The 22,919-nt window shown below is 35.2% G+C and carries 17 protein-coding genes; 5 read left to right on the top strand and 12 right to left on the bottom strand.

All coding sequences use genetic code 11. The features are described 5' to 3' along the window. Positions 1-452: 452 nt before the first annotated feature. The gene (locus MCY_RS03445) at positions 453-1,343 is read left to right on the top strand and encodes a metallophosphoesterase family protein (RefSeq protein WP_007346980.1); all 891 of its coding nucleotides are present in this window, start codon (positions 453-455) and stop codon (positions 1,341-1,343) included. Between the two features lie 1,021 nt (positions 1,344-2,364). Here MCY_RS03445 and MCY_RS03440 read toward each other — a convergent pair. The 12 genes from MCY_RS03440 to MCY_RS03385 form a co-directional block, all read right to left on the bottom strand. Continuing rightward, the gene (locus tag MCY_RS03440) at positions 2,365-3,198 is read right to left on the bottom strand and encodes an outer membrane protein (protein ID WP_007346979.1); all 834 of its coding nucleotides are present in this window, start codon (positions 3,196-3,198) and stop codon (positions 2,365-2,367) included. Positions 3,199-3,764: 566 nt separating this feature from the next. Next, positions 3,765-6,710 carry a bifunctional [glutamine synthetase] adenylyltransferase/[glutamine synthetase]-adenylyl-L-tyrosine phosphorylase gene (locus MCY_RS03435; protein WP_007346978.1) on the bottom strand — a complete coding sequence of 982 codons (2,946 nt, stop codon included), beginning with the start codon at positions 6,708-6,710 and terminating at the stop codon, positions 3,765-3,767. A gap of 76 nt (positions 6,711-6,786) precedes the next feature. Next, on the bottom strand, positions 6,787-8,169 hold the full coding sequence (locus MCY_RS03430) for a sensor histidine kinase (RefSeq protein WP_007346977.1): 1,383 nt from the start codon (positions 8,167-8,169) through the stop codon (positions 6,787-6,789). Next, the gene (locus tag MCY_RS03425; protein WP_007346976.1) at positions 8,166-8,852 is read right to left on the bottom strand and encodes a response regulator transcription factor; all 687 of its coding nucleotides are present in this window, start codon (positions 8,850-8,852) and stop codon (positions 8,166-8,168) included. Before MCY_RS03425 ends, MCY_RS03430 begins: the two co-directional genes overlap by 4 nt. Positions 8,853-8,924: 72 nt before the next feature. Further along, a complete protein-coding gene (locus MCY_RS03420) occupies positions 8,925-10,436 on the bottom strand; it encodes a Do family serine endopeptidase (RefSeq protein ID WP_007346975.1) in 1,512 nt (503 codons plus the stop codon). A gap of 167 nt (positions 10,437-10,603) precedes the next feature. Next, positions 10,604-11,056: a cytochrome c-type biogenesis protein gene (locus tag MCY_RS03415; RefSeq protein WP_007346974.1), complete on the bottom strand. Its 453-nt coding sequence runs from the start codon at positions 11,054-11,056 to the stop codon at positions 10,604-10,606. Positions 11,057-11,061: 5 nt separating this feature from the next. Continuing rightward, on the bottom strand, positions 11,062-13,038 hold the full coding sequence (locus tag MCY_RS03410) for a heme lyase CcmF/NrfE family subunit (protein WP_007346973.1): 1,977 nt from the start codon (positions 13,036-13,038) through the stop codon (positions 11,062-11,064). A 7-nt stretch (positions 13,039-13,045) separates the two neighbouring features. After that, positions 13,046-13,525, bottom strand: coding sequence for a cytochrome c maturation protein CcmE (gene ccmE / locus MCY_RS03405; RefSeq protein ID WP_019224325.1), 480 nt, complete (start codon positions 13,523-13,525; stop codon positions 13,046-13,048). Positions 13,526-13,832: 307 nt separating this feature from the next. Continuing rightward, a complete protein-coding gene (locus MCY_RS03400; RefSeq protein ID WP_007346971.1) occupies positions 13,833-14,597 on the bottom strand; it encodes a tetratricopeptide repeat protein in 765 nt (254 codons plus the stop codon). A 296-nt stretch (positions 14,598-14,893) separates the two neighbouring features. Beyond that, positions 14,894-16,312, bottom strand: a complete 1,419-nt coding sequence (locus MCY_RS03395; protein WP_007346970.1) for an ATP-binding protein — start codon at positions 16,310-16,312, stop codon at positions 14,894-14,896. Continuing rightward, the gene (locus MCY_RS03390; protein ID WP_007346969.1) at positions 16,309-16,977 is read right to left on the bottom strand and encodes a response regulator transcription factor; all 669 of its coding nucleotides are present in this window, start codon (positions 16,975-16,977) and stop codon (positions 16,309-16,311) included. The genes MCY_RS03395 and MCY_RS03390 overlap by 4 nt, the downstream gene beginning before the upstream one ends. 21 nt (positions 16,978-16,998) lie before the next feature. Continuing rightward, positions 16,999-17,235 carry a hypothetical protein gene (locus MCY_RS03385; RefSeq protein ID WP_007346968.1) on the bottom strand — a complete coding sequence of 79 codons (237 nt, stop codon included), beginning with the start codon at positions 17,233-17,235 and terminating at the stop codon, positions 16,999-17,001. 344 nt (positions 17,236-17,579) lie between these two features. On the opposite strand from MCY_RS03385, the gene MCY_RS03380 reads away from it, so the two are divergent. From MCY_RS03380 to MCY_RS03365, 4 genes are all read left to right on the top strand, one after another. After that, positions 17,580-19,724 carry a transglycosylase domain-containing protein gene (locus tag MCY_RS03380; protein WP_007346967.1) on the top strand — a complete coding sequence of 715 codons (2,145 nt, stop codon included), beginning with the start codon at positions 17,580-17,582 and terminating at the stop codon, positions 19,722-19,724. 17 nt (positions 19,725-19,741) lie between these two features. Further along, positions 19,742-20,338, top strand: coding sequence for a DUF1214 domain-containing protein (locus tag MCY_RS03375; protein WP_007346966.1), 597 nt, complete (start codon positions 19,742-19,744; stop codon positions 20,336-20,338). Further along, the gene (locus tag MCY_RS03370) at positions 20,331-20,870 is read left to right on the top strand and encodes a DUF1254 domain-containing protein (RefSeq protein ID WP_007346965.1); all 540 of its coding nucleotides are present in this window, start codon (positions 20,331-20,333) and stop codon (positions 20,868-20,870) included. The genes MCY_RS03375 and MCY_RS03370 overlap by 8 nt, the downstream gene beginning before the upstream one ends. Before the next feature lie 1,008 nt (positions 20,871-21,878). Continuing rightward, a complete protein-coding gene (locus MCY_RS03365) occupies positions 21,879-22,664 on the top strand; it encodes a DUF1499 domain-containing protein (RefSeq protein ID WP_007346964.1) in 786 nt (261 codons plus the stop codon). Positions 22,665-22,919: the final 255 nt, after the last annotated feature.

The following is a 22,919-nucleotide window of genomic DNA, read 5'->3' as shown; positions in this document are numbered from 1 at the left end:
TTTGGATATTTTATCCCGAACATTTTGTTTGATATGTTTTATTTGGCGTGGAATATAGCCGCCCATTAATTAGAGAATAATACATTGCAGCGCAAAGCCACGAAAACTCTTGATAGTTTAAAATACAACACATTCTTTTGCATTTCACACTTAAATGATTAGATTTTTTATAATAATGTGTGATCGTATAAAAGCTGTTTAAATGTCCTAAAACTTTATGATTACCTTTCTAAAGTTTATCCTGTTATACAAAAAACATATTGGTTACAACTCATGATATGTTGTATTATATTGCTTTTTTCATTTTAAAAATCAATACAGCATTAATTTTATACAAAATTTTCTCATATTTTTAATAAGATATTCTTCATTTTATAATCTTTACTTGTTTTTCAGCACCAACTTATCTTATGTTTCCTCTTTTAGTCATTTTTAACATTCTACGAGATTTTATGTTTTATCTTGCCCATATATCGGATATACACCTTTCACCTCTTCCGCAACCTTCCCTCTTCGAGCTTACTGGGAAACGTCTTACCGGTTACCTGAATTGGCAAAAAAACCGTAAGAATCAAATGGCAACTAATGTCCTAGAAACTTTAATAGATGCCTTGTACAAAACAAAGCCTGATCACCTTGTAATCTCTGGCGATCTTGTAAATCTTGCTCTCGATAAGGAATTTGAACAAGCTTATCGTTGGCTACTTAACTTAGGACAACCTCAAGACATTTCTTTGACATTTGGAAATCATGATGCTTATGTCCGTGGAGCTTTACAAAAAGCATGTACTCTCTTCAAACCTTGGATCACAGGTGACGTCCCTCAAAAAAGCGCCTTCCCTTTTCCTTATATGCGCATTCGCAAAGATATCGCCATCATAGCAGCTTCTTCAGCCATTGCGACACCACCTTTTCAAGCTTCTGGTTATTTTGGTAAAATGCAAGCGCAAGCTTTATCCCATCTTTTAAAGGAGGCAGCACAGCATAACCTTTTTCGTGCCATCATGATCCATCATCCTCCCTTTCCCAAGGCAGTATCTTGGCATAAAAAATTACGAGATACAAAACGTTTTCTAGATATTATTAAACATCATGGTTGTGAACTTATTCTTCACGGACACACTCATTTACCCACATTAAAGTACATTGAAGGACCAATCAAAAAAATTCCTATTGTTGGTGTTCCTTCCGCATCACAAGCTTTTGGTGATAAAACACCACCCGCAGGCTTTAACTTATTTTCCATTGAACGGTTACAAAACCAATGGCATTGCCAATTGCAACGTTATAGCATTATTAACCCCCAAAATGAGATTGCATGCACCAAAACAATTAATTTTTAAACACTTTGTAAAAACGCTTCCTTCAAAAGATAAATCTTTCCCTCCTTGGTATATAGACTAATTTCTCTCAGAAAGTTCCATCTGCTAATCTACTTACGTAATTTATTTTATAAAATTATTGGTTTATTTTCTTTCTGTCTCAAAGGACTAAAATTTTTACCATATCTGATTAATAAATAATCCGAATTCTTATCAAACACTCAACCTGCTGATCGCACATGTGATTTACTTCACAAAATACTACAAACAAACCTTAAAGAAACCCTGCTTTAAACTTCATCACACGTATCCAAACGCATTTAATGCGTAAAATCCTTAGATTACTACCTTAGATGATGATATTTTATAGCATAATAGAGTATTATTCAGATTCTATGCTTGAATATCAATGACTATAAAAACCCGGTGATAACTAAAATATATGTTTCAATAATCCATTCCACTTGTAAGACGCAAATAAATGATATCGATTTATTTATGAGAAATAGATTTGAAATGCTTCCCTATTATTACTAGGTAGTTATGATCATGCATTTTAAAAATTTATAAAAAATAAGCAATTATATCTCAATAATAAGCATAGATAATAATTTTATTATATCTCGATATAATTTCTGATCTTTTACCTATTTTTGCTATAAATCACTTTATAATATTTTTAAAAATTATTGTATATTTATGCATTATTATCTATAATAAGTTATCTAATAATAAAAAATTATAATATGAACATTTTTTAGTTATTTATTTCCATAATTCATATTAAATATAAATGGTAATAAATACCAATTTATATTATATTGCGAATAGAATTTTATATGCTTTATAATTTTTTTGCGATTTTTTGTTATGAAATAAAATATTTTATTAGCCTAAAATAGGAAAGTAGATTGTATGAGAGGTATTTCGAATAAAACGATACCTCTTCTTAAGTATAAGTAAAGGATATTTTTCAGCATATATTAAAAAATAAAAGCCTCATTTGAAAATGAGACTTTTAAATTGTTTAATTTTGAAAAAATTAAAATTTATAAGCTACACCCACGCGGAAATCGTTTGTCTTGTAGCCCATTTCAAATTTATCATGTACAAACTTCTTCTTGCCAAAATCTGAATAACGATATTCTGCACGCACAATAACATTATCAGTCATTGCAAAATCAACACCCCCTCCAAGAGTATAACCAACCATGGTCTTTTTTTCATCATGCTGCAAATCAGAAGGATCAATTACTCCACTTTTTTTGCTATCAGCTATTGTCGTAAAAATATTCTGAAGCTGCGTATAAGCAATCCCTCCAGAAACATAAGGCATCATACGCTCAATCGCAAAACCAACTTTTACCCGTGTAGCACCAGACCATTTTTGTTTTAAAGTATGACGTACAGCCTCAATAAGTAACGCTGAAACTTCATCCTCATGAGAATCTGTTGTTTGACTTGTTTTTTCTAAAGATTTTAATGTTTTTCTAGGTTGAGCTTGTTTCGGTAGAGGGATATCCTTTGTATTCTTTTTATCAAACCACATAAGATCCGTATCAATACCTATAATAAAACCATTATCGATATCAATATTGGAACCTGCATAAATTCCTCTTATAAAACCAGAAAGTTTAGGTAAATTCTCTTTTCCAATTGTATCCCATATCTTTTGAGTTTCATCTTTTAAATAACTTTCAGTTGTTTTACCTGAAAAGTTGCCGATCTGTCCTCCAAGATAAAATCCTGTCCAAGAAAAAGCAGACGTTGCAATAACAGGAACAGGCTGTTCAGGAATAACAATATCCGCCGCCTGTACTACAGAAATTGAAATTAAAGAAAATATAGATGTTGAAATTAAATATTTTGTAATCATAATTGCTCCTCTAAAAGCTAATGTGATACATAAATAATAGTCAATATTTTCACACTTTTTTCAAAAAATCTATAACAAAAATGACACAGTTTAAAAATTAAAGTTCATATTTTAATATAAAATAATCTTTTAATAAATAATTTTGAAAAAATTTAAATAATATTATTATCTAAAAACATACAATAAAAACGCTATCGTAAATATTATTGTGTATACTATATTTCAATTTCTAAATGTATATGATATAAGATTGATCTATAAATGATCTATATAATTTTCTTATAAATATAATAAGTACCATTCAGTTGAAAGATATTTACTTATTGCTTTTTGTACAAAGTATAACTCATAAAATTAGATAATTTAATTAATAAATTCTTTCATGACACTTGAAAAAATCATTAGATGAATAATTGTTACTCTATAGATATATCAAAAGAAGCGTAGAATGAAATAAAAATTAAGATAAAAATGAAATTAATAATTCTTATTCTTCTATAATATCTTTTTATGTTTTATCTAAAAATCAGAATATAATAATTTTATGAAATTATTATAGAATTCATTTAATGTTGCATAACTTTTGTAAAAACTGAACAGACCAGTTTTCCAGTTTCTGCAATTAATTTTTCAACACGAAGCAAATCAGGCTCCCCAACGCTATTTAACAAAAGATCACTTAATCCAGGTGGCATATCAGTATAATCAAAAGAATTATTTAAGCAAAGCCGTATAATTTGACTCAAATTGGTATAGAGACTATATGCATAATGTAAATCAGCAATACACGACTGATTAAGAAAGCTGTTTGGTAAGTGGTCTAAAATATCTGCTATCGTCCTTCCAATTTGAAACTCAATGACGTGTGTAATAAGAGCAAATTGAGCGATAAACTCCAAATCCATAATGCCACCAGACATCGTTTTAAAATCCCATTGATTTTTGGGCGGCTTTTCTTTTTCAATCAAAGAACGCATTTCACATACTTCTTTTGCAACTTCCTTTTTATTACGAGGAATCGCAATAATTGCGCATACTTCATTTTCTAGCTTTTGTAAAAAATCAGGATTCCCTGTAATACCTCGAGCCCTTGTTAAAGCAAGATGTTCCCAGATCCATGCTTCTTGGCGATAATATTTTTTAAAAAATGGAAAAGAAACAGCAACAGGTCCTTTATTGCCTAAGGGCCGTAACCTTAAATCAACGGCATAAAGAATACCTTGGCTTGTAAGAGTGGATAAAGCAGAAACGAGGCGCTGTGCTAAACGCGTATAATATTGAGAGATATAAAGAGGCTTTTCTCCATCAGATATTTCTGCATCTTCATCATGTTCATAAAGAAAAATAAGATCAATATCCGAACCAGCTGTTAATTCACGACTTCCAAGCTTTCCCATACCCAATATGCCAACACGCCCCCCTTTAATATGACCATGAAGACGAGAAAATTCCTCTTGAACGGCAGCAAAGGTTTTTGTAATCATAAGGTCAGCAAGTGCCGTAAAAGCAAAACCCGCTCTTTCTCCTGTAATTGTACCATTCAAAATTCGAATGCCAATCAAAAAACGTTGTTCATCTGCAAAAACCCTTAAATGGTCGAGAATTTCCTCATAAGAAAGAACATTTTCAAGAAAATATTCAAGCCGTTTTTCTAAATACGTTTTTGTCGGTAACTCTGAAAGGGTATTTGTGTCTAACATTCCATCAAAAACATGAGATCTGCGTGTAATAATTTCTGCAAGACGTGGAGCAGCTCCCATAATAAGTACAAGCATATTCAAAAGAGAGGGATTAGACTGCAAAAGACTAAAAAGTTGTATTCCTGAGGGTAAGCCTTGTAAAAAACTATCAAACCGCAACATCGCTTCATCAGCTCGTTTTGTCCCGCCAAAAGCTTTCAAAAGAGCTGGGGTTAATTCCGTTAATCTCTCGCGCGCTTCTACCGATTGCGTTGCTTTATAACGACCACAATGAAGTGTGCGCATAATACGACAAATATCACTCGCTCTTTCAAAACCTAAATGACTTAACGTTATTAATGTCTCCGGATCATCTTCTTCTCCTGTAAAAACTAAATTGCCAATTTCTAAACCAAGTTCTTTCTCATTCTCAAATAGTGCTGCATAATGTTTTTCAACAATCTGAAGTGTTTTTAATAAATCATGGATAAAGCTGTTACTGTCTTGATAACCCATTAAATATGCAACACTCGTGAATTGAGCAACATCATCTGGAAGAAGATGGGTTTGTTCGTCTGCAAGCATCTGAATACGATGTTCTACATTTCGCAGAAAAGCATAACTTTTTATAAGGCTATCTCTCGTTTCCTCACTGATCCAACCAAGCGTGTGAAGTTCTGCTAACATTGCAACTGTCTGACGTCCACGTAATTGAGGAAAACGCCCACCAGCAATGAGTTGTTGTGTCTGAACAAAAAACTCAATCTCACGAATACCACCACGACCTAACTTTATATTATGGCCATAAGCTGCAATTTGACCGTAACTTTTATGCGCATGAATTTGACGTTTGATCGAATGAATATCAGCAATCGCAGCATAATCTAAATATTTCCGCCACACATAGGGAAAAAGCTCTTTGAGAAAATTGAAACCTGCCTTCTTATCGCCAGCAACTGGACGAGCTTTAATCATAGCTGCTCGTTCCCAATTTTGCCCACGCCCTTCGTAATAACGCAATGCAGTCCTCACTGGTAAAGCCAAAGGTGTCGATCCTGGATCAGGACGAAGACGAAAATCAAGACGAAAAACATACCCTTCCTCAGTACGTTCTTGAATAATACGGATTAATCGACGTACCATTTTAGAAAATACGTTGACACTTTCAGAAAGATTACCAATATGAGATGACGTTTCATCAATGAAAACAATAAGATCAATATCAGAAGAATAATTAAGTTCCCCTGCTCCTAATTTTCCCATTCCTAAAATAATTAAACCACAGTCCTTTTCCGGATTCTCGCGACTTAACAAACTGATCTTACCATGATCATGTGCTTCTCTTAATAGAAAACGCAACGCTACACCTAATGCTGCTTCACCTAAACGTGTCAACCAAGCACATGAAACTTCGTAAGTAAAAACACCACCCAAATCAGCTAAAGCAATAAGAACATGTGCTTCTCGTTTTTTACGTCTTAAAGCAGCCATCAATAAAGTTTCATTTATAAATTCAGCCTTATCAATAACCGTAATATCATCGACAATTTCGCTCAGCCTTGTTTCTATATCAACGTGCAATAAAGGACTAAGATATGATGGATTGGCAATTAAAACTTCACGCAAAAAAGGAGATAAGGTCATAACCGCACTGATAAAATCAATCTGCGTTCCATTCTCTGAAATGAGAAAAACAAGCGGTTCTAATCCTTCTTTCCTTGCTTGTTCTTCCATGTCTTTTAACCATTGGCGATCACTTTTATTGAGAGAGCATAAAGGGAGAAGCTGTGTTTTTAAAAAAGCTTGTTTCGTCTGATCTCCCTTGAAAAGCATTTGGCCTTCCTTTCTATCGCATTATACTTTTAAAATAGCCGTTACGTATAAAAAGAAAAAAGTGAAGAAAATATCGTTAAGGAAATAACAAAATAGCCCTAAGCCCGGGATTTGCATTTTCAAGTAATAATTCACCCCCGTGCAACTTCATAACCGCTTTTGCTATACTTAAACCAATCCCAAAACCAGGTCGTGTACGGCTTTCTTCAAGACGAACAAAGCGTTCTGTTACTTTATCACGTTTATCCTCTGGTATTCCTGGGCCATTATCGCGCACAACAACTAATAAATGTTCATCACGATATTCCATTGATAAGCAAACCTTCACTTTTCCGTCATCTTTAGACGCATATTTAATCGCATTATCGATCAGATTAAAAATTGTTTGCGCAACAAGCTCACGATTCAATTTAAGCTCTTTATCAAATATATCTCCTAACTGAAGTAAAACACCTGACTCTTCAGCAAAAGGTTCATAAAGCTCAACAGCATCTTCAAGAATCAGTTTCATATTCATCATCTCAAGATGCTCAATTGCACTGCTAGCTTCAATGCGTGAAATCATTAAAATCGCATTAAACGTACGAATAAGTTGATCTGATTCAGTAATAACACTATCAAGGACCTGACGATATTCAAGCTTTGTCTTGTTTCTCGAAAGTGCCTCTTCAACGCGATTTCTAAGGCGCGTTAAAGGTGTTTTCAAATCATGAGCAATATTATCTGATACTTGACGCAAACCAATATTTAACTCTTCTATGCGATCTAACATAACATTAAGATTAGTTGACAATCGATCAAACTCATCCCCTACCCCAGAAACAGGTAAACGACCACTAAAATCACCATCCATCAAACGCTGTGATGCAGCCGTTACCTGGTCAATTCTTTGTAAAGCTCTTCTGCCAACAAAAAACCATATGAGTAAAGCTCCTCCAACCATTGCTGCAAGTGCGATAATTACAGCTTTACGAATAACCGCCGCAAAACGTTCTGGCTCATCCAAATCACGCCCTATAAGAATCTTCATAGCATTAGGTAAATCAACAATAACTGCCAAAGCGCGATGTTCACTTGTTTGGCCATGTTCCCCAAAACGAGAATACCAAAAAGAGGTAGAAATAAAACCACTCTGATTTAAAAGACCTAATTCAATACGTGCTACATTTCCTGCTAAAATACGCCCCATAGGATCCGTGACAAGATAAAGAAACGCCCCTGGTTGTCTTGAACGATAATTAATAGTACGCATTAATAAAGATAGACCACCATAATTATAAGCATTTTCAATATACTTTAATTCTTCATGTAAAGCCTGTTTAGTTTGCTCTGTTAATAACGAAGCAGAAAACACCATCATATAGATAGAAAGTCCTGTTGCCACTAATCCAAACAATAAAATGTAAAGTGCTGAAAGCCTTAGCGCTGTCGTGCGCATTATATTCACCAAACGACTCATGCTTTATTATCTGGCGCTTTCAGCATATATCCAGCACCACGCACAGTATGGAGAAGTGGAACATCAAAATCTTTTTCAATTTTTGCCCTCAAACGGGATATATGGACATCAATAACATTTGTTTGTGGATCAAAATGGTAATCCCAAACATTTTCCAAAAGCATAGTACGTGTAACAACCTGCCCTGCATAACGCATTAAATATTCAAGTAAACGAAACTCTCGTGGTTGCAATAAGATGGTTTTATCACCCCGCTTTACTGTATGTGCCAACCGATCAAGCTCAAGATTACTGACGCAATAAACAGTTTCTGCTTCTTTAGGATTCTTTCGCCGTTGTAATACTTCAACACGCGCAAGAAGCTCAGAAAAAGCATAAGGCTTTGTCAAATAATCATCCCCCCCTGCACGTAACCCCGTTACACGATCATTAACTTGCCCTAAAGCTGACAAGATAAGAATCGGTGTTTCATTGCCTTTAGCACGCAATTCAGCAATGATAGAAAGACCATCGCGACGCAAAAGCATTCGATCAATAACCATAACGTCATAATTTTCCGTAGTTGCTAAAGCATATCCCGTATCTCCATCATACGCAACATCAATAGAATGCCCTACTTCCAAAAAAGCCTTTTCGAGATAACGCCCCGTCTCATGATCATCTTCAATAACAAGTATTTTCATAAAACGCATCTCCATCATTTTATTGTGCTGTAGAACAAATGTTTAATAAACATTTGTTCTACAGCTAAAGCCTTATTTCTTGAAAATTGGAAGAGCAACAAAACGATTTTGATCATTTGTTCGCACTTGTAAGAGGATAGCTTTTCGTCCTAACCGCTGAGCATTTTCGATTGTGCTGATAATATCAGAGGCTTTTTTAACCGATTTATTATTCACTGTCACAATGATATCACCAGGGCGTATCCCTTTATCTGCAGCATCTGAATCGGTATCGACATCCGTTACGACCACCCCTACACCATCATCAGAAGGAATAACAATCAAACCATAATCTTCTAATCTTTCATCTAAATCACCGCGTCCATTTGAAGATTTTGAGCCCTCTTTCTTATTTTCATCTTCAGACATTGAAGCGAGTTTGACTTTGATATTCTCCTCTTTACCTGATCTCCAAATCCCTATGGTTACTGTTTCTTCTGGTTTAATATTTGCAATACGTTTCGCCAACTCACGCGCATCAGCAATCTTTTCATTATTCACTGAAAGAATGACATCACCAGCCTTGATACCGGCCTTTTCTGCTGGTCCTTTTAACGGATCAGTGACCAAAGCACCTTTAGCTTCTTTCAAACCTATTGAATCGGAAATCTCCTTTGTTACCGACTGAATCTGAACGCCTAGCCAACCCCGCTGGACTGAACCTTTTTCGATAAGTTGTTGTACGACCTGTTTCACAGTCGCTGCCGGAATAGCAAAAGCAATCCCAACATTTCCTCCAGACGGAGAAAAAATGGCTGTATTAACCCCAACAACCTTTCCATTAAGATCAAATGTTGGACCACCAGAGTTCCCTCTATTAACAGCGGCATCAATCTGAATAAAATCATCATAAACACCTGTACCAATATCACGTCCACGTGCCGAAACAATACCGGCTGTCACAGTTCCACCAAGACCAAATGGATTCCCGATGGCAACAACCCAATCTCCAACACGAAGCTTTGAATCATCTCCAAAATCAACATAGGAAAATTTTCTTTTATCGTTCACTTTTAATACAGCAAGGTCGGTTTTGGGGTCTTTCCCAATGAGCTTGGCATTCAATTCTGTACCGTCATCAAGAACAACAGTATAACTGGTCCCATCAGAAATTACATGATCATTGGTCACAATGTAACCATCAGACGAAATAAAAAAACCAGATCCAAAAGCGACAGGACGGAGTCTTTGGGAATGATGAGGGAATTTATTTTTAGGCTTATCAAAATCATAAAACTCTTTAAAAAGCCTTTTCAAAGGATGTTGATCGGGTAATTGATCAATCCCTGGACCACTAAAAAAGTTGCTAAAGAACCAATCTTCTTTCTTTTTATTGCTCTTCACTTGCACTGCAACAACGGCGGGCTTCACTTGAGCAACGATCTCTGCAAATCCTTGTTGTTGCACCAATGAAGAAAATACAGAACTTGCATGAGCCTTTGTCGTCCATAAGCTTGCTGTACATCCACTAAAAAATAGTGCACTCTCCAACACTGCGGAAAAACTTACTGCGACAAATGTTTTAAAGAAAGTTTTTTTTAACATTTACTCTATGCTCCTATTCAATCATACCTTTATCCTAATTTAATGACTTATAAAATATCAGACCTTACCGTTTTCTGTCTAAATTATTAAAGTTTTGTAAGGTTTCAGTATCCTTCAATATAATGAATGATCATTGCAGATAATCTGAGTTTTATGTAACATCTTTTTTAATGCAATAGCATTTTTGCCTGTTCTTTTTCATCGATATAAATCATTATTTTCTTACGATTAAACCGTCTTAACTGGAGAAATATGACACTTGCACCAATGATAATAATCATCAAAGGCGAAAACCATAAAAACCAAGTTGTTTTATTCAATGGTGGTTTCAAGAGAATAAATTCACCATATCGCTCAACAAGAAAGTCAACGACTTGCTGATTACTATAGCCCATTTTTAATTTTTCCCGAATTAAAAGCCGTAAATCACGTGCCAGAGAAGCATCTGAATCATCAATTGACTGATTTCGGCAAACAGGACACCGTAAACGCGATGAAATATCGCGTGCTCGCGATTCTAAAACTGTATCAGTTAAAATCTCATCCGGCTCTACTGCTATAGCCAATCGAAAAGGACATATTGCGGTTAAAAAAAATAAAATCCAAAGATTTTTTTTCATCTCAATCATCTTCTCCAAAAATTTAAAGCAAACAGTATCCTATTGTACATGCTAATGCGAAACCGATACCCCAGAAGAGAAAGACATCCTCCCATAGCCATCATGAATGCCCCTAACCAAACGCATATTACATAAGGCTTCCACCATATATGCACAACAAGCCCCCGATTATCGATACGTCCCGGCACAATATAGAGCTGCGATAAGCCATAACTTTGAAGACCAACTTCCGTTGTTGACACATTTTGGCTTGAATAAAACCGCTTTGAAGCTATTATATAATCTATAATGTTTTTATTTTCGTATAGCTTAAAATAAAACTCCATTGCCGAATAATTTGGACCAACACCGTCATGCACTGCAATAAAATGAAGCGTTTTATCCGCTATCGTCACCTTATCTCCTATATTCATGGTTAAAATACGCTCTTGACTAAAACTTGCTACAAAGACAATACCAAATAATGTAACACCTAATCCCATATGTGCCATTGCTGAACCAAAAACAGACCATGGCAATCCAATAAATCTCTTAACGCGTACTAAAAAAGCTTTCTTGCCATATCCACTCTTTCCCCACAGATCCGCTAAACTCCCTAAAAAAACAAACGCTGAAAGCCCAATGCCTAAAACTGCAAAAATATCACGTAAAGATGTCGCATAAAATAATATAAAGCAAATAATACCAACCAATACAAAAACACACCACAACCGTTCAAAAACTGCGAGAAAATCACCGCATTTCCATGCCATCATTGACCCAAATGGAATAAACAACAATAGAAGAAGCATTAATGGTCCGCAGGTAAGGTTAAAAAAATCAGCCCCTACAGAAATTTTTTGCCCTGTTAACATCTCAATAAAATAAGGATAAAGCGTCCCAATCAAGATTGTTGCTGTTATTGTTATCAGTAATAAGTTATTTAAAACAATAAATCCTTCACGCGAAATTGGTTGAAAAAATCTTTCTGTTTTTAAAAGCGGGATGCGCCAAGCAAAAAGAAAAAAAGCCGCTCCCGTAAAGAAAAATAAAAGTGCAAGAATTGCTTGTCCCCGGGCCGAATCAATAGCAAAGCTATGAACAGAAACTAAAAGCCCCGAACGGACAAGAAAAGTTCCCATCAAAGAAAGGGAAAAAGTAAGTAGTGCTAAAAACAAAGTCCAACTTTTCAATATTTCTCGTTTTTCGAGAACAAGAATAGAATGTAAAAGAGCTGTTCCTGAAAGCCAAGGCATAAATGAAACATTTTCAACAGGATCCCAAAACCAATACCCCCCCCATCCTAGCTCATAATAAGCCCAATAAGAGCCAACCATAATACCCAATGTCAAAAAACACCAAGAAAGTAAAAGCCAAGGACGAAGCCAACGCGCCCAAATTCTATCAACATGTCCCATAATCAATGCAGAAACTGAAAAAGAAAAACAAAGTGAAAAACCAACGTAGCCTAAATAAAGCAGCGGTGGATGAATGGCTAACGCAATATCTTGTAAAAGAGGATTGAAACCATTTCCCTGTAATGCTGGTGGATCTACACGTAAAAACGGATTGGATACAAAAAGAATAAATAAAAGAAAAGCACTTGTAATCCAACTTTGGCAAATTAAAACAAGTGTCTTAAAATCTTCTGGCAACTGTTGGCTAAATAATACCATCAATGCACTAAAAAAAGCTAAACTTAAAACCCATAATAACATAGAGCCTTCGTGATTGCCCCAAACGCCAGTGATTTTATAGAGCATCGGTTTTTCTGAATGAGAATTCTCAACAACATTCAAAACAGAAAAATCAGATACGACATGAGCGTAAATCATCACTAAGAAAGATAAAAACAATAATATAAAGGTGATATATGTTAGAGGAACAACTGTTTGCATTAACAAGCGCTCTTTCCACCAAAAACCTAAAGTAGGTAATAAAATCGCTAATAAACTTACTGAAAAAGCTGCTGCTAAAAAAATATGACCCAGTTCAACAAGCACAATCGAATTATTTCTCCATACTGTAATGTTTTTTTAAACGAACAGCTGTTTCTTTAGGCATATAAGTTTCATCATGTTTCGCTAAAATACGACTACCTATAAAAAACCCTTGTTTATCGAAATGTCCTTCTACAATCACCCCTTGTCCTTCACGAAAAAGATCTGGTAGGATACCATTGAAAAATACTTTTTTACGCTTTGTGCTATCCATTACAAAAAAAATAACGCCACTCTCTCCAACATATTTAACAGTTCCCTTTTCAACAAATCCACCTAAACGCAAAGGGCGCCCGGTTAAAATATCTTCTCTTGTAATTTCAGAGGGCATTCTAAAAAAACTAACCGCATGACGCATTGCATACACGATGAGACTTGTTGCAATTGCCATAACTAAACAACACAATAAGATGATCAGTAAGCGCTTTTTTTTTCGCTGCTTTAAAATAATCTTAAACGAAGAAAAATTCTCTAAAAATTGATTGTTCATGGACATTCTACGAAAAAAATTGAAACACGTTCTATAAGCATCCATTCCTATATTTTATTTTTTTTAAGAGTTTTGCATGTCTTCCATATAGAGGCAACTTTTTATCCGATCTCTCATCTTTGCCGATAAGCTTATTAATATTTTTTACTTTTTTAATCTACAAACTAATTTTTATTGAATATACAATAACTTATATCGCACTCTTTAAATTATTCATTTCTGTTCTTCAATTTCCTCCACACATATCTTCCCCTTCTAGAATGATCACTTCCCTTATCTTTCTAAGCGACTCTTCTTTTTTATTTCATCATCTCAATTGGCGATGATTACTTTTCTTTGTATGCTCACTCGATAAATTGCGTAACTGAATCATCATTTTTTCAACCCGTGATCGTCCGGCAAAATTTTCAGGCATTGTATCAAGAAAGCTTTGTAAAAACTGCACTGCCTGCGCAGTTTTTCCTGCTTGATGAAACGCATCAGCTAACAATAGGCGTGGATAAAAATCTGTTGGTGCTAAATCTGCTGCTTTTTGAAAAGCATTTTGTGCTTCTTGCGTTATCACCCCCCCTTCATAACCAACCAATGCTAAACCATATCCTACAAGCCTTGGAGCTGTTTCTCCATTCAAACGAAGTGCATCTAAATAAGTATTTACAGCCTCCTGAAAATAGCCTTCTTCAAGATACCCTATCGCTAATGCATCTGCTAGTTTGCCATCATAAGGTGAACGAAAAAAAAGCACTTGTAAACGAACAAGCTTTTCTTGCTTACTAAGAATTTTAGGATCCTTATCCATTAATTCGCTAAAAAAATAACTTTTTACTTCTGGATTGCCTGTCAGGCCATAAATACTCCATGTCATAAGAAGAACAAACAAAACACTTAAAGTTTTAAGGATATCTTCTTTTTTAGTATACATACAAAGTTTGTTAAATTTAATTGTATGCATATAATTCCTATAACCATCTGTGGTTTGAACTTTTTTTATCTCATTGTCAAAACGTAGTGAAAGAAAAAGAATACTTGCCAGAAAAATTAGAAAAAATGCTGCAAAAATAAGTAAGAGCATATAATTTTTTTCCAATATGAATAGAAAATAACTCACTTACATTTTACCCTCTTTTATTAGAAGAGTTTCGTGAAAAGAATAATGTGAAATGATAAAAAATCACCTTTTTATGAAATATATTATAAAACCTATTATGCATTTTTATCTTATATATCAATTAAATAAAGAAAATAGGGCTTTCTTTCTATAATTTAATTATAAATACTGATATTCTAAATTTCTCCCTACTGTTTTGTATTATTTGAAAATGCTTCTTTACAAATTTTATAGACATTTCCTGAATGAGAAAAAATATGTTATTCTCCTACCTTGGGTAATAGGACTTTTGCATACAATCCACCTAAAATAGAACGCGATAAAAAAAGATTGCCACCATATTCATGGACCATATCTGAAACAATTGCTAATCCTAAACCTGTCCCCGGTTTACTTTCATCAAACCGCCGCCCTCTTTTTAATGCTTCATCAATTTTGTCTTTTGTTAAACCAGGACCATCATCTTCTATAAAGATACTAAAATATTCTGTTTCTTCAATGTTTTCTTCTAAACAGCAAGAGATCAAAACCTTTGCGCAAGACCACTGAATAGCATTTTCAATCAAATTTCCTATAATTTCTTCTAAATCTTCTTTTTCTCCAGAAAAAACAATATCATCAACATCCATAATAAATTGAATTTGTTTTTCAGGATTAAGCTTTTTCATAACCCGCACCAAACGATCAATTACACTGCGAACAGACGTATGATAGATAATACTATCGCATTGTGCTGCAATACGCGCACGCTGAAGATAATGATTGATTTGAGCTTGCATTATTTGCGTTTGCTCTCTCAACAAAAAAGCCTGTTCTCCCCGCATCTTATCTGTCTCATTCATAATAACTGACAGAGGAGTCTTTAACGAATGTGCGAGATTACCAACCTGTGTGCGAAATCGCTCAATAATACGCTGATTATTATTAATGAGAGCGTTCATCTCTTGGGCAAGCGGCATGACTTCGCTTACTAAATCCGTATTCACATAGTGAACTCTTCCTTCACGAATATCATTCAATGCGCGCCGAATAAGCTTCAACGGTTGAAAACTAAAGATAATAATAGCAATGTTAACAAGAACACTCCCGATACCAAAACTCCAAAGAAAAATTTGTAAAGTTCGCTTAAATTCCTTTACTTGAGCATGAGCTTCATCGATATTCCCAACAAGCCGAAAACGTGCAATATGATTTTTATTATCAAGAACAACATCACTCTCAATCACTTGTAACTTTTGTCCACTGCTCCCCTTTATCCGATAAGAACGAAAGAATTTATTGTCAAAAGGTATATCGACATCACTCGGTGTAAATATTTCTTCTGTTCCCAATGATGGGGATGTCAATCTTCCTTTTAAATTATGGGATATCGCAACAACTTCCCAATACCATCCTGTTGTTGGATCAGAATAACGAATATCATCAATTCCCGCCCCTCCTTTCAAAGCTCCTTCCGGTGACACCGTAACTGTTGCAATAAGACTGTAAAGTTGAGCAGAAAGGATACGCTCTAGGCTTTGTTCGGTTGAACGCTTATAAAATAAAATACTCACTGCAGAAATCGATAAAAGAGAAATAACAACCCATAATGTTGATAAGATCATAACACGTAAACTGAGAGATCTCGTAATTACAAAACAAAACTTCCTAAGCCAATTATTCTCTTTGAAAACATTCATTCATCACCTAGCGTTCTCACGCGATACCCCATACCTCGAATAGTCTCAATCAAATCCACTCCAAGCTTTTTCCGTAACCTCCCTACAAAAACTTCCACCGTATTCGAGTCTTTATCAAAATCCTGATCATAAAGATGCTCTGTAAGCTCCGTTCTTGAAATGACCCTGTCACAATGATGCATAAGATACGAAAGAAGTCGGAATTCATAAGATGTTAGTTTAATCAATTGACCATCCACAAAAACACGAGATGTCTTCGTATCCAACAAAACATTCCCGCAACATAAGGCACTTGTCGCATGTCCTGTCGCACGACGAATTAGCGCTCGCAAGCGTGCCATTACTTCCTCCAAATGAAATGGCTTCACAACATAATCGTCAGCCCCTGCATCAATACCGTGCACCTTATCAGACCAACGATCTCGTGCCGTTAGCATTAAAACAGGCATGGTACGCCCTTCTTGACGCCATTTTTCAACAATACGAATACCATCAATTTGCGGTAAACCTATATCAAGTATCACCGCATCATAAGACTCCGTACTGCCTAAAAAATAAGCCTCTTCACCATCAAAAGCACTATCAAAAACATATCCTGCACGTCTTACAGCTTCTGCTAATTGATGGTGAAGACTTCGATCATCTTCAACGATTAAGATACGCATCAGAACACCATCTGCTAAAGGCTAATCAGCAGGAACAAAAAACTCAACACGGCGCAACTTCTCACCATTACGAGCTGGAACAACAACCACAATTGCACACATATCCGCTCCAGCCTCAACAACCAGTTTTGAACGGACGAGAATCCCCTTCTCCTGAGTTGCAATCTTCTTGCCCACCTCAGAACAGCCAGCCGCCAGAACGTAATCTGCTCCCCCAAAAGCTGCTAACATTACAAATAAAGAAATTTTTTTCATCATAAATACTTCAATAACCTATTTTCTTCCTTCTGAAGAATAAAAGAAATAATGTTTTTTTGGGGGTCGATTTAAAAATCACAAATGGAAAATAGTTCATCCTCTAATCTTACAGAAAAACGCGTTAATAATACTCCAAATTTTTAAACCTTCAAAATAAAATTTTGTTAATAATAAGGAGAAAATTTATGTAATAAAATAATAAAAAGCTTAATACACTTTCTCACAAAAAATGAATAATTCTAAATACTTTTTCTATGTTAGAACTATAGCAAAAAAATATTTCTACTCCATATAGTTATTTTAGATTTGTTTGGTTGTATTGCTTTGTCATAGGCTCTTTTTAAATGTTTAATTTTTTTAAAAAAAAGAAAGGACAACAGCATAAGCCATTTCACAGCCCTGCTCTCATCGAATTAGATGCACGATTAGACACAGCGCTTTATCGCATTCGTTCTGCTAACAGTTTTTTCTGGAAAAAGGCAAAAATCATCTCACAAAATTTTCATCTTCAAGGATGGAAACGCTTTATCGTTGAAGTTCTAGATGAAATACTGACATTAGGGTTAATAGGGTTTACTCTTTTCACCATTTTAGGTATTTCTATTTTTGAGCTTACCAAAACAGATTGGTCTTCTCCTAAAAACTTTTCCATTCTTTTTCTAGATCGCTATGGAAATCCAATTGGACACCGTGGTGCACTCCCGGCTATCTCTGTCCCCGTTGAAGAAATGCCTGATACTGTCATTAAAGCGGTTCTCGCTACAGAAGACCGTCGTTTTTTTGATCATTGGGGAATTGATTTTCAGGGACTTACACGAGCAATTTCACAAAATATACAAGCTAAAGGTGTAGTACAAGGTGGATCAACTCTCACACAACAATTGGCTAAAAATTTATTCTTAACAAATGAGAGAACCATAACACGTAAAATAAAGGAAGCTTATCTTGCTCTTTGGTTAGAAGCCAATTTTAGCAAAAAACAGATTTTGCAACTTTATCTTGACCGTGCCTATATGGGAGGAAACAATTTTGGTATTGCAGCAGCTGCAAAATTTTATTTTGGAAAAAACATACGTCATGTATCTTTAAGTGAATCGGCTATGCTCGCAGGGCTCTTTAAAGCTCCAACAAAATATGCTCCTCATAGCCACCTCTTTGCTGCTCAAACACGCGCCAATATCGTCCTTTCTAATCTTGTTAATAGTGGCTTTATGACGGAGAGCCAGATTATCAAAGCACATCGCTACCCTGCTAGGGCACTTCTCCAAATAGAAAATAATCAACCTGATTATTTTCTTGATTGGGCATTTGAGGAAATCAAAAACATGCGTAATCAACTTCCAAGCCATAGTTTAATTGTTCAAACAACCCTTGATCCAGCACTTCAAAAAGTAGCAGAAGAATCAATTGCATATCATTTACATCAATATGGTCAACAATATCGCGTAACACAAGCCGCTACTGTTATACTTGCCAATAACGGAGCCGTATGTGCAATTGTTGGAGGACTAGATTATAAAAAAAGTCAATTTAACAGAGCAACTCAAGGTGGACGACAAGCTGGTTCTTCATTCAAACCTTATGTTTACGCAACCGCACTAGAACATGGTCTATCACCCTCAACAACCGTTTTAGATGCTCCAATCAATTGGGGTGGTTGGACCCCCAAAAATAATTCTGGTCGTTATCTGGGAAAAATTGATTTAGCAACAGCTTTAGCCTTTTCCATTAATACAGTTCCTGTTTATCTCACCTATCAATATCTTAACCGCGATACCCAACCCATCATAGACCTTATCAAGAATATGGGGATTAAAGCGCATGTTTTATCACATAAAACGATGGTTCTTGGTACTTCTAATATGACCCCCATGGATCAAGCAACTGGCTTTAATGTCTTTGCGAACGGCGGGATAGCGGGTAATCGTCATGGATTCATACAAATCAGAACAATCGATGGTCGTGTAGTATGGGACTTCGAGCATAACGGGAAAAAACTACACCGAGTTCTTAGTGGACAATCAGCCGCTTATATGAATCAAATGATGGTGGGCGTCACAACACGAGGATCGGGTAAGCGTGCTGCTTTACCCATGACTCTTGTCGCTGGGAAAACTGGAACATCACAATCTTATCGTGATGCTTGGTTTGTTGGTTTTACGGGAAATTATACTGGAGCAGTATGGATGGGAAACGATAACTTTTCACCAATGAATCGTGCTTTTGGGGGGGGAGTTCCTGCCATGATATGGCATCGTATCATGCTCTCTGCACATCAAAATATCATGCTCAAACAGCTCTATGGTGTTAAAGATTCTCTCCTTTCTTATCACCCTCCAATACTTTCCTCCCATACAGATCCTGAATCTTCCTCCCCAATACCCTCTACACTTTCTCCTGAAACATTAAATATCGTGCGATTAATTAACAAAGATCTGAAAAAAACATCTACAATCTCTTTGAAAATGACTGGAGACTCAACATTTTGAATTCAAAATATTCACTGATGTTTTTTAATATCACCATTTTCTTTTTTATCTTCGTTTTCTCCATTTTATGTGGAAAATTGAGTGTCGATTATGTGCTCAATTCCTTTCATCATTTTGGACGCTTTACAATTGGAAAATGGAGTGCTTATCCACAAGTGGGAACCGTCAATATGGATCCTTACACCCGCGCCCGCACTGCCAAACGAGGCATTGTTTCACTCGGACACACTGAAGGTATTCAATTCCAAATTTGGCAAGATAATCAAGGGCGTCCACTCCACCCTTACTGTCATTATTTGCTCAAAGGTTACATTCCTGAAACCCGCCTTTTTACCCTTTATACAGCTGATAAATCTCTTAAACCCTATACTTCGTCGAAAGAAATACCTTTTGAACTCCACACGAATGCTATTACTTATGAGCACGATGGCTCATTGCGCATCAATATTTCACCTACACCGCAAACCGGCAATTGGCTTGCAGTAGTTAGTCAAAAAGAATTTGGGCTTATTCTTACCTTATACGATACCTCAATCATCTCTGCAACGGCGTTACAAAAGCTCACAATGCCCTCAATAGAACAAATCCCCTCAGGACAAATAAATTGTGATTAAATTTATTCATACTGCACTTCTTACAATCATTGGCGCTATTATTGTTCATATTTGTATTTTATTTCTAACGCCTCATTGGACACAAAATAATATATGGACAACTCTTAAAAAATCTGGCCCCCTTTATCAATTTGTTGATTTTACTCCGGATAATCCTATTCAACAATTTGCTGATCCACTTTTTCTTCTTAAAGTATGCAGATTTAATCTTGAAAATGGACCTGTTCATTTAAAAGCTTTGAAAACACGACAATTTTGGTCACTGGCAGCCTACACACACAACGGAATTATTTTCTACAGCCTTAATGACCAAACAGCCCCTGATGCTACACTCGATCTTATCATTGGAAAACCAATACAAATAATAGAACTCAAAAAATCAAAACCTAAAAAAAATGCCAATTCAGTTTTAGTTGCTAAAAATTTGAATGAAGGTTTTGTCATTTTACGTATTTTTGTCTCTTCTTCTCTTGCAAAAAAAGAAAGTGAAGCTTTTCTCTCATCTGCTATTTGCCGCATATTTTATGAATAAAAATATCCTCACTTCCCACTTATAGAATGACCTACTTTCTATAAAAACTAAAAAAAAACTTAAAAATGGTTATATTTTTCCTCTACTAATCGAAGATTCGAATTCAGGTTTGTCTAATTTTAGATCCCTAAATTTTTTATTGAAATAGACAAAGTATTTTTAACCCTCTCACAGAATCTTCTATTAAAATACAAAACATATATAGAGAGAAAAAATCAGCCCATTGATGATCGATATAAGATAGAATAAAATTTTTATTTATACACGCATATTATATTTGTACAATACTTTGATTTATAATGATAATTTATTTTTCTACACGTTGAATAAGCACTCCGAATATCGTAATATTCTTTCATTCCAAATCTTTTCATGTTGAATCAATCAAAACCCTTCGCTTGCATATTACAAGTGAGAGTGGCAGGTGAATAAAAACTGTATAATAAAAATACCCCTTATGAATCGTCTGCTCAAAGGCTGTGCAATATTGAGAGTTAACAAATAGTGATGGTGCTAGTTTTCTCCTTCATAAACATAATAAAGATGGATATGCTCAATCGCTTTATTGTTATAGCATTCACGAGCACCGTCGGGAAATGAGACTTAAGAGCATTGAAAGATGTCTCTTACAAGCGTGTGAATGAACAATTCAATGATGTTCTTTTATTCAATAGGCTTATCCGACAGGAAAAACTCCCTGCAACGAGAAGAGAAAAGAATAAATTTTTAAACAAATATGCTAATAACAACTGGAAAAATTGTTATTTAAGCATATTTTTATATCTTCATAAGGATTCCTATAAAATTCAATCAATGATATAATAAATTGTTAAAGAAGTACTCATTATCTTTAATGAAGCGCTAAAATAATTGCTGAAAATTGATAAGATATCACACATCCTTGACCTTAAAAATAAGTGCTTTACTTTTGTTATGAGCTGAAACTTTTTGTGAGATATGCAATCTGAAAAACTTTGCTTATAGTTTAAAGTTGAGGGGAAAAACTTCATGAAGAAGAGATATGTTCGATTAATTTCAAGAGCAGCGATATGGTCCCCTCGATTTGGTGGTTTAGCCTTCTTTATTTTATTATTCTCAGCTATTTTACAACGCTTTTCTGTCATTAACGTAACTGACTTCATAATTTTGATAGGTATCTCTACTTGCTGTGTGATTATTTCCCTTTTTTTCGCTATAAAAGCACTTCATAGTTTGTGGATCTATGGCGCCCTAGGAGGAATGAAAGCTTTAAAAGGGATCGTTTATTCATTAATAACTGCGACACCATTGATGTTCTTTTTTGGACTTTGGTTTACCTTACCTGCTCTTTATGATGTTTCTACCGATACACAAAGACCACCGGCTTTTTTTCGCACAATACGTCCCAGTAATGCTTTGCCACTTAAAAGTACCTTAACTGAACAAGCAACATTACAGATGTCACAATGGCCAGAAATGTCGGGACGCCGTTATGATGGCTCACCTAAACGCATTCGCGAATCCGTTCTCAATGTTTTAGAAGCCTACGATTGGCCTATTGTCGCACAACGAGAATTCAAAGGCGAAGAAAATGAGATTTATATTGAAACAAGAGCTAAAACTTTTTACCTTAGTTTTATTTCAGACATTGTCATTCGTTTAACTGATGAAGGTAATACAACCTTTGTTGATATGCGTTCTGCTTCTCGATATTTGCCAAGAGATTTGGGAACCAATGCTGCTTTTATTATCGATTTTATGGATGCCCTTGATACAGAAATCGCTTCCCTTCCTCTCTCACAAGACGATGGATAACAATCAAGAGAGATAAGGCATTTTATGTCCATAACAATTGCCTATTTTTCAATAAACATGATACATAAACAAACAATCACTTTTCAAAAACTATAAACTGATAATCCTTATAAAAAAGACAATAATCTCAAAACAAGCCATGCTTGAAATAATTAAAAAGTTTAAAAAATAGAACTCTTAATGACAATACTGATTTTAAAGGTTCTATCCCAATGTAATCAGTAAACATTTTTTTAAAAAGATCATTAATATATT

This window comes from Bartonella rattimassiliensis 15908 (assembly GCF_000278215.1).
Classification (GTDB): Bacteria; Pseudomonadota; Alphaproteobacteria; order Rhizobiales; family Rhizobiaceae; genus Bartonella; species Bartonella rattimassiliensis.
The sequence above is the reverse complement of the archived record's forward strand: the minus strand, read 5'-3'. Positions and strand labels throughout refer to the sequence as shown.

Excerpts from the sequence above, each read along its gene's own strand:
- MCY_RS03445 (WP_007346980.1), top strand. The coding sequence starts at position 453 with ATGTTTTATCTTGCCCATATATCGGATATACACCTTTCACCTCTTCCG.
- MCY_RS03440 (WP_007346979.1), bottom strand. The coding sequence starts at position 3,198 with ATGATTACAAAATATTTAATTTCAACATCTATATTTTCTTTAATTTCA.
- MCY_RS03435 (WP_007346978.1), bottom strand. The coding sequence starts at position 6,710 with ATGCTTTTCAAGGGAGATCAGACGAAACAAGCTTTTTTAAAAACACAG.
- MCY_RS03430 (WP_007346977.1), bottom strand. The coding sequence starts at position 8,169 with ATGAGTCGTTTGGTGAATATAATGCGCACGACAGCGCTAAGGCTTTCA.
- MCY_RS03425 (WP_007346976.1), bottom strand. The coding sequence starts at position 8,852 with ATGAAAATACTTGTTATTGAAGATGATCATGAGACGGGGCGTTATCTC.
- MCY_RS03420 (WP_007346975.1), bottom strand. The coding sequence starts at position 10,436 with ATGTTAAAAAAAACTTTCTTTAAAACATTTGTCGCAGTAAGTTTTTCC.
- MCY_RS03415 (WP_007346974.1), bottom strand. The coding sequence starts at position 11,056 with ATGAAAAAAAATCTTTGGATTTTATTTTTTTTAACCGCAATATGTCCT.
- ccmE (WP_019224325.1), bottom strand. The coding sequence starts at position 13,525 with ATGAACAATCAATTTTTAGAGAATTTTTCTTCGTTTAAGATTATTTTA.
- MCY_RS03400 (WP_007346971.1), bottom strand. The coding sequence starts at position 14,597 with ATGCTCTTACTTATTTTTGCAGCATTTTTTCTAATTTTTCTGGCAAGT.
- MCY_RS03395 (WP_007346970.1), bottom strand. The coding sequence starts at position 16,312 with ATGAATGTTTTCAAAGAGAATAATTGGCTTAGGAAGTTTTGTTTTGTA.
- MCY_RS03390 (WP_007346969.1), bottom strand. The coding sequence starts at position 16,977 with ATGCGTATCTTAATCGTTGAAGATGATCGAAGTCTTCACCATCAATTA.
- MCY_RS03385 (WP_007346968.1), bottom strand. The coding sequence starts at position 17,235 with ATGATGAAAAAAATTTCTTTATTTGTAATGTTAGCAGCTTTTGGGGGA.
- MCY_RS03380 (WP_007346967.1), top strand. The coding sequence starts at position 17,580 with ATGTTTAATTTTTTTAAAAAAAAGAAAGGACAACAGCATAAGCCATTT.
- MCY_RS03375 (WP_007346966.1), top strand. The coding sequence starts at position 19,742 with ATGTTTTTTAATATCACCATTTTCTTTTTTATCTTCGTTTTCTCCATT.
- MCY_RS03365 (WP_007346964.1), top strand. The coding sequence starts at position 21,879 with ATGAAGAAGAGATATGTTCGATTAATTTCAAGAGCAGCGATATGGTCC.